The sequence below is a fragment of the Tessaracoccus luoxuelianae genome, assembly GCF_055326245.1.
Window position 1 is genome coordinate 471,642 of sequence record NZ_JBUZNO010000002.1, and the last position, 12,146, is coordinate 483,787.

The following is a 12,146-nucleotide window of genomic DNA, read 5'->3' on the forward strand; positions in this document are numbered from 1 at the left end:
AAGGTGAGGTCAGACAGAGCGGTTCAAACCACGTGCCGACTCCGACTCTTCCGTAAAGGTGAGTTGAATCATGGCGACTGTCCATACCCCCTCGCCCTCAGCAATCACTGAGCGCGACGAGCGCGCCCTGGAGCTGCTCCGGCAGCTGGGCGCCGAAACGTCCCCCACCGCCCGTCAGAGTCTCCTGGATGAGGTGGTGGTGATGCACCTGGACCTCTGCGAGGCGCTGGCGCGGCGTTACGCCAACCGCGGACTCGATCTCGACGACCTGATCCAGGTGGCCCGCGTCGGACTGATCTGTGCGGTCCAGCGCTTCCGCCCCGAGGCCGGCGCCTTCGTCCCATTCGCGGTGGCCACCATCACAGGGGAGATCAAGAGGCACTTCCGCGCCGGCTGGATGGTGCGCCCGCCCCGCCGCTTGCAGGAACTGCGTCCCGACGACGCCGAAGGCGGCGGCAGGGCGTCCGGTGAGCGTGAGACGCTGGCGTTGGCATTCCGGCCGATCTCGCTCGATGCCCCCACAGGCGCCGACGATGGCGGGCCCGGGCTACAGCTTCCCGCCACCGACCGCGACCTCGACCTCATTCCGGACCTCATCACCCTGAACTCGGCTATGCGCCGGCTCAGCGCTGTGGAGCGCCGAGTGCTGCATCTCCGCTTCGTCGACGACCTTCCCCAGGCCGAGATCGGCCGCCTGGTCGGGGTCAGTCAGATGCAGGTCTCCCGCATCCTGGCGCGAGTCCTCGGTGAACTCCGCGACGAGATGGAGCCCGCCGCCGCGTAGCGGCCACCCGGCCGGGAAACTTCGATGTTTGAAACTCCGGGTATCGGGTACGAAGACAGTGAGACGGCCTCCGCACCCGCGTGGAGCCGATTCGAAAAAACCGAGGAGGGAATCATGGGAATCGACGACAGCATGCGCAAGGCCGCAGACGAGGTTGCCGGTCGCGCCAAGGAGATGTGGGGCGACGCCACGGACAACGAGCGGCTCGAGGCCGAGGGCAGGGCCCAGCACCGGAGCGACGACGCCGGGCACGCCCACCACGACCTCGATGACGCCCGTCTGGATCATCCCGATCACGTACCGGGCGACCTGCGCACCGACGGCCCTGGCGACGACGCGACCCTGCGGGACAACCTTCGTGACGACATGGGCCAGGACCGCGTCCACGACGTCCTGCCCGACACACCCACTGGCACGCCCGGCGACGACGGTACCCTCCGGGACAACCTTCGCGACGACATGGGCCAGGGTCTACACCACGACGATCCCGCCACAGCGGACCTGCGGAACACGCCCAGACGCGATCAGATCTGACCATCACCTTCAACGAACAAGGAGTACGACATGGGAACCATCTTGTGGATCATCGCCGCGGTGCTTGTCATCGCCGGCATTCTCGCCATCGTCCGGAGCCAGCTGGTGTGGGGCATCGTGCTGATCATTCTCGGTCTCCTCGTCGGTCCGGGCGGCGTGAGCTTCTTCACCTGAGCCTGACCTAGTCCCCCCCACGGCGCCTTCCCGCACTTTGCGGGGAGGCGCCGTGTTCGTCTCAGACGAAGATGATCTGGGCGCCCTCTGACAGTTCGATGAAGTCAGCGGCGCTGATCACGTCTTCGACGCCGTCATACAGGTCGGCCAGGGTGAGGCCGTTCATGTCGAAGCTCAGCTTGCAGCCCCACAGGTGGCCACCCGAGGCGACGATGATGTCGAGCATCTCCCGCACGTCGGGGATCTCCAGGTCGCTGAGCTGCTTCTTCATCATCGATGTCGACATCTTGGTCATGCCGGGGATGGCTCCCATGCCGGCCCACAGCGGAAGCGATTTGGCCATGGGCAGGTGCATCGCCGTGTTTCCGAGCATCGTGAACTTCAGATCGTCCATCGTTCGCTCGGTGACCAGGTCGAAGCCCCAGAACGTGAAGAAGATGTGCGTCTCGACGCCCTCGCCCAGCGCGGCGTTGGCCATGATCAGCGCCGGGTAGGCCATGTCCAGGTTTCCCTTGGAGGCGATGAAGCAGATCTTGCGCGGACGGTCCTCACCGGACGACGGCGCCGCGAAGTCGGACGGCTTCGCCTTGGCTTGAGCCGCCCTCGGATCGGCCGCGACCGGGGTAGAGGTGGGGCGGGCGCCACCGAAGTCGGGGACGATGGGGGTATCAGAAATCTCGGTCATTGGGCAGTCCTTCCTAGACGCAGCCCTTGGGCTTGGGCAGCCCGGCGATGTAGGACATCTTCTTGGCGGGCTTGCCAGGAAACAGCCTGAACAGCTGCTTCATGTCGAAACCCCCGACGCTGGCCACGCGGCGCAGCGTCGCGGTCTCTTTGCGGGCCGGGTAGTCGGCGCGCAGGAAGTGCAGCACCTCCCAGTGCTCATCGGTCAGCTCGTCGATGCCGGCATAGCCGGCGAGGATGGGGGCCAGGTCCTCGTCCCATTGCTTGTATTCGGTGAGGAAGCCCTCGTCGTTGACGTCGATGGCTCGGTCGCCGATGCGGGTCGTGGGCACGTGGATTCTCCTTAGAACTTGGGGATGATCGGATTGGGCAGCACCGACGAGGGGTCGGCGGGGGAGTCGACGCCCTTGGCAGGCACGTACGCGGCCACCGGTGCGGCGTCCCTGGCAGGGGCGGTGGGGCGCGACACCGGGCGCGGCGCCGACTTGCGTGGAGCGGCCGCCCGGGAGACGGCCTTCGTCGACTTGCGAGCCTTGTTGGCAGGAGCGGCGTGCCCGCGCTTCCCGAGGGCCCTCAGGAAGAGGTCCTTGTTCGAGGTGCCTGAGGCGTCGCCCTCCACGTTCTTACCCAGGAGGTGCATGTCCGTGGTGAAGGGGAGCGGGCGCCCGCGCAGCAGGAACTCCCAGTACACGAACCGGAACGCGAGCTTCGCCAGATGGTTGGAACGGGACTCGCCCAGGAGCGTCATCGGCCCCACCCCGGGGAGTGGGAACCCGCCCGTGTAGGGCTGGGTGCCGTAGTTGAAGTCCAGCAGCATCCCCTTGCCGTGCCCGGTCTCGATGAAGCAGTTGGCGTGCCCGTCGAAGTGGTGGGGCAGCTCCTGGCCGGCGATGTAGTAGGGCCAGTTCTCCATGAACACGTCCACGGAGAAGTGGGCCACCGAGCCCGCCTTTGACGTCTGGAGTGTGCCGCCGTCGCCGAGAACGAAGATGTCCGGGTGAGCGAGGGAGCGCATGGTCTGCTGGTCACACGGCACCAGGTTCATGTCGTCGCCCAGCCCGGATCGGGCCACGTACTCGGCGCCGAAGTTCAGCGGGATCGAGACCAGCAGATCGTAGGGGACGTGCCGATCGTCGAACGAGACCAGTTCCTTGGCCTCGGTGTCCACCCGCTCGACGGCGAAGTCCGCCTCGAGGCGGATGTCGCGATCCTTGAACATGGTGCCCAGTTCACGCGAGGCGATCGGCTTGGTGAAGGCGCCGTCCAGCGGGGTGACGTAGATGATCTCCACCTTCTTCCGCGTCTTCCGCTCACGGAAGTAGGCGTCGGCAAGGAACGTGAACTCGAGCGGGGCGACAGGGCACTTGATGGGCATGTCCGTCAGGTGAACCACGAGCCGACCGCCGCGGAACTCCTTGAACGCCTCCGCCAGGGCGAGGGACCGCGGCAGGTCGTAGAAGTGGTGGACGTCGTCCGCGTCCGCGCCCGGGGTGAGGTCGGGTCTCGGCTCCACTCCGGTGGCGATGACCAGGGTGTCGTAGTCCAGCTCGCGGCCGTCGGACAGGTGAACGGTCTTGGCGTGAGCGTCGACCCGATCGATCTCCGCCAGCACCAACTCCACCCCGTCGGGGATGAAGTGGTGACGGGAGCGCACGATCTTGCCCTCGTCGTAGATCCCGAAGGGCAGGAAGAGGTACCCGGGTTGGTAGTGGTGGTCGTCGTCGCGATCAACGACCGTGATCTCAAGCTCCGCTGGCGGGTACGCCGATCGCAGCTTGTTGGCGACCATGGTGCCGGCTGTTCCGCCGCCCAGGATGACCAGTCTCCTCATTGAGGCTCCTCCGAAGAAGTGGTGGTCCACATAGCCTATACAGGTTGGGGTATGCGGTGTGCGGGGGGACCCAGTTTCTACGACCGGACGTAGGACTCCACGGGCGGTTAGGCTGGCCGCACACAGGTGTACCGGGGAAGGGAGCCGCTGGTGGGTGATCGGGGCTGTTACGTCTCCGCGCTCGACATGTTCTCGATCGGGATGGGGCCGTCGTCTTCGCACACCGTCGGCCCGATGCGCGCTGCCGCGGACTTCGCGGGCCGCCTCGCTTCGATCGGCGCCTCCGTCGCACGGCTCGAGGTGGTCCTGTACGGCTCGCTGGGCGCCACCGGGATCGGGCACGGCACACCCGACGCGGTGGTGGCAGGACTGCTCGGCATGAGGCCGGAGACCTGCGACCCGGCCGCTGTCCGGCGCGCGTGGTCCGGCCACGTCGACGGGGGGCCGCTGGCCATCCCCGGCGTCGGCCCGGTGCCCTTCCGCCGCGACGAGGTGAGGTTCGCGCCGCTGACCCGCAAGCCGGCGCATGCCAACGCGCTGAGCCTCAGGGCACTGGGGCCCGACGGCGGCCCGGTCCTGGAGGAGACCTACTACTCGGTCGGCGGCGGTTTCATCCGCAGGGAGGGCGACCCCTCCCTCAGCGGCAGCGACGCCGGCGGCGGCGTTGCGTTCGAGACGGCTGCGGATCTGATGCGGATCTGCGGCGAGTTCGGACTTGGCGTGGCCGACGTGGCTCGCGAATGCGAACGCGCGCACCGCCCTGACCCCGACACCGACGCCGGGCTTGACGCCGTCTGGGCGGCCATGCGGGGCAGCATCGACGCGGGCCTGACCGCCCACGGCACGCTGCCCGGTCCCCTGCGGGTCCCGCGCCGCGCGGCCGGGGTCCAACGGCAGCTCGAGAAGGAGGAGCTCGGGCACCAGCGAGGCGCCGAGTGGCTCCAGGTCTACGCGCTGGCTGTCAACGAGGCCAACGCCTCCGGGGAGCGCGTGGTGACCGCCCCCACCAACGGCGCGGCGGGGATCATTCCCGCAGTGGTCCAGTACTTCCTGGACTCCCACCCCGCCGCCGGGGCGGTCGATGTCCGCCAGTTCCTCCTCACCGCCACGGCCATCGGAAGCCTGATCAAGGCCAACGCCTCCATCTCCGGGGCGGAAGGGGGCTGTCAGGCGGAGGTGGGTTCCGCGTGCGCCATGGCCGCGGCCGGTCTGTGCGCCGTCCTGGGCGGAACCGCCCCCCAGGTGGAGAACGCCGCTGAGATCGCCATGGAGCACCACCTCGGGCTCACCTGCGATCCCATCGGCGGCCTGGTCCAGGTGCCCTGCATCGAGCGCAACGCCATCGCCGCCAGCACAGCCGTGACGGCGGCCCGGCTTGCACTGCACGGCGACGGGCGCCACATCGTCTCCTTGGACGCCGTCATCGCCACGATGCGCCAGACCGGTCTGGACATGCACAGCAAGTACAAGGAGACCAGCACGGGCGGCCTGGCCGTCAACGTCGTCGAGTGCTGAGACAACCCCGATCCCGGAGAAACCGACACGACCCGCGGCCGCGCGGCTAGCGTTCTTGCAGGAGGTGGCCCCATGGACATCATTCTCATCCCCGGCCTCTGGCTGGACGGCTCGTCGTGGTCCCGTGTGGTCCCGTTCCTCGAGAAGGCGGGCCATCGCGTCGTGGCCCTGACCCCGCCGGGCCACGACGGGCAGGACCCCTCCACGGTGACCTACGGCGATCTGGTGGCGGCGGTGGTCACCGAGATCGACAACTCCGCGGACCACGTCATCCTCGTCGGCCACTCCGCCGGGTGCGCGGCGGCGTGGGCGGCTGCGGACCGCCGGCCGGACAGGGTCGGCTGCGTGGTGCTGGTGGGAGGCTTCCCGATCCCACACGGCTCACCCATCCTGGACGGTTTCGAGCCTGTCGACGGCGTCATCCCGTTCGTGGGGTGGTCCGCGTTCGACGGCCCGGACACCGCGGACCTCGACGAGTCCGCCAAGGCCGAACTCGAGGGCCACATGACCCCGGCACCGGGGCAGTACGCCCTGGGCATCCAGGAATTGAGCGACGATCGGCGCTACCGGATCCCCGTGGTCAACGTCTGCACCGAGTACTCCGCCGACGAGCTGCGGTCGTGGACCGAACAGGGCTTCGCCCCCGTCAGCGAGCTGCGCAGGCTCCAGCACGCCGGCTACGTGGATCTGGAGTCCGGCCACTGGCCCCAGGTCAGCCGAGCCGGAGACCTGGCCGAGGTGATCCTCCGCGCCGCGACAGTGCGCTGACGGCGTAACGGACACCCTCCCAGGAGATTCGCGCGCCCACTACTTTGGGGGCAGAACACTTGGCCCACGAGGAGTCACCGATGACCTACCGCCCCGAAACGCTCGCCGTCCACGCCGGTCAGGAGACCGCCGATTCGGCCACGAACGCCCGCGCAGTACCCATCTACCAGACCACCAGCTACGTCTTCGACGACGCCCAGCACGCCGCGGACCTCTTCGCGCTCGCCCGCCCCGGCAACATCTACACCCGCCTGATGAACCCCACCCAGAGCGTGCTCGAGGCCCGCGTCAACGCGCTCGAGGGCGGCGTCGGGGCCCTGGCCACCGCGTCCGGCGCCGCCGCGATCACCTACGCCGTTCTCAACCTCACCTACTCGGGCGACAACATCGTCGCGCTGTCGACGCTCTACGGCGGCACCTACGCGCTCTTCGCCCACACGCTCAAGCAGTTCGGCATCGAGGCCCGATTCGTCGATCCGGGCAAGCCGGAGGAGCTGGCCCAGCACGTCGATGCCCACACCAAGCTGGTCTTCGGCGAGACGGTGGGCAATCCCGCGCTCAACGTCATCGATCTGGACGCCTGGTCCGAGGCGGCGCACGCCCTGGGCCTGCCGTTCATCGTCGACAACACCGTGCCGACCCCCTACCTCACCCGGGTGTTCGACCACGGCGTGGACATCTCAGTGCACTCCGCCACGAAGTACCTGGGCGGCCACGGCACCTCGCTGGGCGGCGTGCTGGTGGACTCCGGGCGTTTCGACTGGGCAGCGCACAGCGACCGCTTCCCCGGGCTGACGCAGCCGGATGCGGCCTATCACGGAGTGGTGTGGACCGACGCGGCCGGCCCCGCAGCGTACGTGATCCGGGCGCGGACCGTGCTGCTGCGCAACACAGGGGCGGCGATCGCCCCCATGAACTCGTTCCTCCTGCTGCAGGGCATCGAGACTCTCCACCTGAGGATGGAGCGTCACAGCGAGAACGCGCTCGCGGTTGCGAACTTTCTGACCGCACACCCCAAGGTGTCCTGGGTCAACTACCCGGGCCTCGAGTCCAGCCCCACCCACGAGATCGCCACCCGCGTCCTCAAGGGCGGCTTCGGCGGCCTCGTCTCGTTCGGCGTGCAGGGAGGCCGCGAGTCCGGCACCCGACTGGTGGAGGCATTGGAGCTGTTCAGTCATCTCGCCAACATCGGCGACGCGAAGTCGCTGGCCATCCACAACGCGTCGACCACCCATTCGCAGCTCTCCGACGAGGAGCTTCTCTCCGCGGGCGTGCCCGCCGAGATGGTGCGGCTGTCCGTCGGCATCGAACACATCGACGACATCCTGGAGGATCTCACCCAGGCGTTGAACCGCATCTGAGTGAGCCGCGGGCAGTGGGGGCCGGTACGGTCCCTGCAGAAGGCCACCTACCCGCTGCCTGAGGAGGGCCGCCCGCGGAGCGGCGTGGCCCTCTTTTTCGCTATCTGAGGAGGGCCGCCCGCGAAGCGGCGTGGGCTCTCTTTTCGCTCCCTGAGGAGGGCCGCCCGCGGAGCGGCGTGGCCTGTCTCGAAGGGTTGTGACTACCACCTTGACGCAGTTCTTGTGGTCGGGTGCGGTGAGCCGTGAGTCGATGCCCGGGCGGCCGTTGTCCAGGGTCTCGATGTTTCGGCCGTCTGGGTCGGTGGTCGGGGTGTTGAGGCCGCCCGGGCATCGTCTCGCGTCTCCCCGCACTCGTCCTCCCTGTGGCGTTGCCAGGTCCCGGGCGTGGGCCGGCAGGGCGGCGTTGGGGTCGGGTCTGTTTGGGCGGGATGCCGGTTGGGTGATCGTCGGGTTGGGCACCGCTGCGCAGTGCCGCCCTGCCGTTCCTCACCCTCGTGTCTATGTGCGGTTTTCTGACCCTTCGAGACGTCCTGCGGTCGCTTCGCGACGCGGGACCCTCAGGGACCGAGCTAAGGCTGCGGCCTGTCCAGCGGCGTGACCCGTCCAGATTCGCCGCCTGAGGAGGGCCGCCCGCGAAGCGGCGCCGGCCGTCTTTTCGCTCCCTGAGGAGGGCCGCCCGCGAAGCGGCGCCGGCCGTCTTTTCGCTCCCTGAGGAGGGCCGCCCGCGAAGCGGCGCCGGCCGTCTCGAAGGGTTGTATCTGGACCTGACAAGCAATCCCTGACCCACTGAGGCGCTGCCCTGCACCGGTGGGCCAACTGAGATGACCGCTAGGGCTGGGTCGGCGTCTCCTGCTGGTGACGCCGATCCGCCTCGATGTCCTCCTCGGCGATCGAATGGTCGGATGAGTGCAGATGCTCACCGCCGTCCGGGCCTTCGGTCTGGCGTCGGGTGAGCTCGCTGTCGTGGACGACGGCGGCGTCGTCCGGGCTGGTGATCGGGTCGCTCATTGGTCCTCCTAGACGTGCGATCGTGCTTGTCAGGGTAGCCTTTCCTGCATGGACTCGCCGCCGAAACGGGTGTCGAATGGTGCCATGAGTGTGACTGTCGCCCCGAACCCCGTCGAGTCGGCTGAACTGTCCGGCCGGCTGAACTGGCTGCGCGCCGGGGTCCTCGGAGCCAACGATGGCATCGTGTCCATCTCGGCCACCGTGGTGGGTGTGGCGGCCGCGACGAACACCGTCACGCCCGTCCTGCTCGCCGGTGTCGCCGCGGTGGTGGCGGGAGCCATTTCGATGGCGTTGGGCGAATACGTCTCGGTGTCCAGCGCGGCAGATTCGCAGCGCTCGCTGATCGCGTCCCTGCGCACGCTGCTGACCTCTGATCGTCGCGCGGCCGACGAGGAGCTCGTGGCCGCGTATCAGCGTCAGGGCCTCACGAAGGCCACGGCGGAGAAGGTGGTGGAGGAGATCGGCGAGGGACACGCCGTCAAGGCCCACCTCTCCCAGCGCTTCCACCTCGCCGAGGACGAGATCGTCAACCCCTGGCACGCCGCCCTCGCATCCGCGGTGGCGTTCCTCGCCGGAGCGATCCTGCCGCTGCTGACGATCCTCCTGGCCCCCATCCCGCTGCGCATCCCCGTGACGGTGGTGGCGGTGCTGGTGGCGCTCGCCGCCACAGGTGGGGTGGGCGCGAAGCTCGGCGGTGCGCCGGCCGGCCGCGCGGTGCTCAGGGTCGTGACCGGCGGGATGCTCGCCCTGGCCGCCACCTACTCGATAGGCCTCCTGCTGGGTGTCTCCGTGCTCTGATCCCCTCCGGATTGCGCAACAATGGGGGCGTGAACGGCCCCCTCGGAACCAGCCTCGGCGTGGTGGAGACGTCGTCGATCCGGGTCTTCGACCCGGATCGCCCGCTGATCCTCCGCAGCGGCGCCACGCTGGGCATCGTCGATGTGGCCTACGAGACCTACGGCACCCTCAACGCCGAGCGCAGCAACGCCGTCTACATCTGTCATGCGCTCACCGGGGACGCCCACGCGGCCGGATATCACGAAGGGGAGACCCGGCCGGGCTGGTGGGACACGATGATCGGCCCCGGCAAGCCCATCGACACGAACGTCTGGTTCGTGGTCTGCTCAAATCTGCTGGGTGGCTGCCAGGGCACCACGGGGCCGTCGTCGACCAATCCGGAGACCGGAGATCCCTACGGCCTGGACTTCCCCCTCCTGGACATGGCGGACTTCGTCGAGGTGCACCGCGGCCTTGCCCGGCATCTGGGCATCGAACGCTTCGCCGCCGCCGTGGGCGGCTCGCTGGGCGGCATGCAGGTGCTGCAGTGGGCGATGACCCATCCGTTGGAGCTGGGCCGGGCGCTGATCTTCGCCGCCTCGTCGCGCCTCACCGCCCAGAACATCGCGTTCTCCGCCGTCGGGCGGCAGGCGATCATGCGCGACTCCCACTTCCTCGACGGACGCTTCCTCACCGCGGGCACCTCGCCGCGCAAGGGGCTCTCGGTGGCGCGGATGATGGCCCACATCACCTACCTGTCGGAGTCCGGATTCGAGGAGAAGTTCGGGCGGACCGCTCAACGTGGCCAGCTCGCCAAGAACTTCGGCGTGGACTTCGCCGTCGAGAGCTACCTCGAGCATCAGGGGGAGCGGTTCCTCTCCCGATTCGATGCCCTCAGCTACCTCTATCTCACCCGGGTGATGGACTACTTCGATCCCTTCGCGGACGAGGACGCCCTGGCGGCGCTCATCGACGATCCGGTCCGCTTCCTCATCGTGAGCTTCGACACGGACTGGCGATTCTCCACCGAGCACTCCCGTCGGATCGTCAGGCATCTGGAGGGCGCCAAGCTGCCCACGTCCTTCCGTGAGATCGCCTCCCGGTGGGGCCACGACTCGTTCCTGCTCGACGTGCCCGACTATCACGCCACGGTCCGGGCCTACCTGGAGCGCGCCACGGAGGAGCTGGCATGAGCGACACCCTGCGGCCGGACCTGTGGCTGATCACGAAGCTGATCCCCGAGGGCTCCCGCGTCCTGGATCTCGGCTGCGGCGACGGCGAGCTGCTGCGCCTGCTGACGCTCAAGGGATGCTCCGGCACCGGCGTCGACATGGACCCGGGCAACCTGGTGGCGGCGATGCGCAGCGGCGTCGACGTGATCCAGCTCAACCTCGACACGCAGCTGGGGGAGTTCGGCGACGACAGCTACGACTTCGTGGTCCTCTCGCGCACGCTGCAGACCGTGCGCAAGCCCCGCGAGGTCCTGCAGGAGATTGGCCGGATCGCGGTCCACTCCGTGGTCTCGATGCCCAACTTCGCCCATTGGCGCAACCGGCTGCGGCTGCTGTCGGGGCGGATGCCGATGTCGCGCGACCTGCCGTTCGAGTGGTTCGACACCCCGAATCTGCATCACTCGTCGCTGCCGGACCTGGAGCCGCTCTTCGCCGGGCTGGACATGGTGATCGATTCACGCATCTCGTTGGGCGCCTCGGGGAGGGCGCGACGGGTGGGCAACGTGGCGGCCAACCTGCTGGCCAGCTCGTCGCTCTACGTGCTGCACGCTAAGCGATGACTGCCCGGATCCGGGTCGCGGCGCCGCCGAGCGCCAGGTTCTCGGCCAGGGCATCCCAGCGCTGATCGTCCACGGGGGAGCGGGTGAGGTCCGGCAGCGGGAGCCTGTCGACGCAGGTCACCACCTCGCGTGCCCTCGCCAGGTAGTCGACGTCTGCCAGCAGTTTGGAGCGCACCGACGGTGACATGCCTGAGCCCGGGTCGACGGCGGCCGCGACCATCGCCTCCAGGGAGGGGTAGGCGCCCACCAGGGTGGTGGCGCTCTTCTCCCCGATGCCCTTGACCCCCGGCAGCCCGTCGGAGGGGTCGCCGCGCAGGACGGCGAAGTCCACATACCTCTCGGGGGACAGTGCATACTTCGCCGCCATCCACTCAGGGGTGACCAGTTCGTGATTGGCCAGCCCGCGCGCCACGTAGACCACGCTGGTGTGATCGTCGACGAGCTGGAACAGGTCGCGGTCCCCGGTCACCACCAGGCTGGTGCCCGGATGCTGCCGTGCCAGGGAGGCCAGCACGTCGTCGGCCTCGTGCTGCGCCACGCCCACGACGGGGATGCCGAGCGACTCGAGGCAGTCGCGGATCAGCGGCACCTGCCGGCTGAGGTCGTCGTCGACCAGTTCCGCCTCGCCGTCGGCCAACTGGACGACCCGGTGTGCCTTGTAGCTCGGGAGCAGGTCCACCCGCCAGTCGGGTCGCCAGTCGTCGTCCCAGGCGCACACAAGGCTGTCCGGGGCGTACTGGTTGGCGAGACGCGCGATGAAGTCCAGCGTGCCCCGCACCGCGTTGACCGGCCGCCCGTCGAGGGCCCGGAAGGTGGAGGGCACCCCGAAGAACGCCCGGAAGTACAGGTAGGACGTGTCGAAGGCCATCAACGTGCTCATCCCGCCATCCTGACACAGTGTCCTCAGACCCGGACCGG

At 68.5% G+C, this 12,146-nt stretch carries 14 protein-coding genes; 9 read left to right on the plus strand and 5 right to left on the minus strand.

Annotated elements, in window-relative coordinates; all coding sequences use genetic code 11:
• The first annotated feature begins 70 nt into the window (after nt 1-70).
• The 3 genes from ACZK39_RS04850 (at nt 71) to ACZK39_RS04860 (ending at nt 1,492) form a co-directional block, all read left to right on the plus strand.
• Nucleotides 71-784: a sigma-70 family RNA polymerase sigma factor gene (locus tag ACZK39_RS04850; protein WP_463612674.1), complete on the plus strand. Its 714-nt coding sequence runs from the start codon at nt 71-73 to the stop codon at nt 782-784.
• Nucleotides 785-898: 114 nt separating this feature from the next.
• Nucleotides 899-1,318, plus strand: coding sequence for a CsbD family protein (locus tag ACZK39_RS04855; protein WP_463612675.1), 420 nt, complete (start codon nt 899-901; stop codon nt 1,316-1,318).
• A 30-nt stretch (nt 1,319-1,348) separates the two neighbouring features.
• Nucleotides 1,349-1,492, plus strand: a complete 144-nt coding sequence (locus tag ACZK39_RS04860; protein WP_182782784.1) for a GPGG-motif small membrane protein — start codon at nt 1,349-1,351, stop codon at nt 1,490-1,492.
• Nucleotides 1,493-1,553: 61 nt separating this feature from the next.
• Here ACZK39_RS04860 and ACZK39_RS04865 read toward each other — a convergent pair whose 3' ends face one another.
• From ACZK39_RS04865 to sqr, 3 genes are read right to left on the minus strand one after another with little or no spacing between them, the layout of a single operon-like run.
• Nucleotides 1,554-2,177, minus strand: a complete 624-nt coding sequence (locus ACZK39_RS04865; RefSeq protein ID WP_463612676.1) for a DsrE/DsrF/DrsH-like family protein — start codon at nt 2,175-2,177, stop codon at nt 1,554-1,556.
• A 13-nt stretch (nt 2,178-2,190) separates the two neighbouring features.
• Nucleotides 2,191-2,508 (minus strand): TusE/DsrC/DsvC family sulfur relay protein, encoded by a 318-nt coding sequence (locus tag ACZK39_RS04870; RefSeq protein ID WP_463612677.1) that lies wholly within the window; start codon nt 2,506-2,508, stop codon nt 2,191-2,193.
• 11 nt (nt 2,509-2,519) lie between these two features.
• Entirely contained in the window at nt 2,520-4,007 is a 1,488-nt protein-coding gene (sqr, locus tag ACZK39_RS04875) for a type III sulfide quinone reductase, selenoprotein subtype (RefSeq protein ID WP_463612678.1), read from the minus strand.
• Nucleotides 4,008-4,157: 150 nt separating this feature from the next.
• Here sqr and ACZK39_RS04880 point away from each other — a divergent pair, with 150 nt between their 5' ends.
• The 3 genes from ACZK39_RS04880 (at nt 4,158) to ACZK39_RS04890 (ending at nt 7,651) form a co-directional block, all read left to right on the plus strand.
• The gene (locus ACZK39_RS04880; RefSeq protein ID WP_463612679.1) at nt 4,158-5,522 is read left to right on the plus strand and encodes an L-serine ammonia-lyase; all 1,365 of its coding nucleotides are present in this window, start codon (nt 4,158-4,160) and stop codon (nt 5,520-5,522) included.
• A gap of 72 nt (nt 5,523-5,594) precedes the next feature.
• Nucleotides 5,595-6,290: an alpha/beta fold hydrolase gene (locus tag ACZK39_RS04885; RefSeq protein ID WP_463612680.1), complete on the plus strand. Its 696-nt coding sequence runs from the start codon at nt 5,595-5,597 to the stop codon at nt 6,288-6,290.
• Between the two features lie 80 nt (nt 6,291-6,370).
• Nucleotides 6,371-7,651 (plus strand): O-acetylhomoserine aminocarboxypropyltransferase/cysteine synthase family protein, encoded by a 1,281-nt coding sequence (locus tag ACZK39_RS04890; protein ID WP_463612681.1) that lies wholly within the window; start codon nt 6,371-6,373, stop codon nt 7,649-7,651.
• A gap of 828 nt (nt 7,652-8,479) precedes the next feature.
• Here ACZK39_RS04890 and ACZK39_RS04895 read toward each other — a convergent pair.
• Entirely contained in the window at nt 8,480-8,659 is a 180-nt protein-coding gene (locus tag ACZK39_RS04895) for a hypothetical protein (RefSeq protein ID WP_463612682.1), read from the minus strand.
• Nucleotides 8,660-8,743: 84 nt separating this feature from the next.
• On the opposite strand from ACZK39_RS04895, the gene ACZK39_RS04900 reads away from it, so the two are divergent.
• From ACZK39_RS04900 to metW, 3 genes are read left to right on the plus strand one after another with little or no spacing between them, the layout of a single operon-like run.
• Nucleotides 8,744-9,457, plus strand: coding sequence for a VIT1/CCC1 transporter family protein (locus ACZK39_RS04900; protein ID WP_463612683.1), 714 nt, complete (start codon nt 8,744-8,746; stop codon nt 9,455-9,457).
• Nucleotides 9,458-9,486: 29 nt separating this feature from the next.
• Entirely contained in the window at nt 9,487-10,629 is a 1,143-nt protein-coding gene (gene metX / locus ACZK39_RS04905; protein ID WP_463612684.1) for a homoserine O-acetyltransferase MetX, read from the plus strand.
• On the plus strand, nt 10,626-11,228 hold the full coding sequence (gene metW / locus ACZK39_RS04910) for a methionine biosynthesis protein MetW (RefSeq protein WP_463612685.1): 603 nt from the start codon (nt 10,626-10,628) through the stop codon (nt 11,226-11,228). Before metX ends, metW begins: the two co-directional genes overlap by 4 nt.
• On the opposite strand, the gene ACZK39_RS04915 is transcribed toward metW, so the two are convergent.
• Nucleotides 11,218-12,108: a 5'-3' exonuclease gene (locus tag ACZK39_RS04915; RefSeq protein ID WP_463612686.1), complete on the minus strand. Its 891-nt coding sequence runs from the start codon at nt 12,106-12,108 to the stop codon at nt 11,218-11,220. The two genes, metW and ACZK39_RS04915, sit on opposite strands and share 11 nt — an antisense overlap.
• Nucleotides 12,109-12,146 lie beyond the last annotated feature (38 nt).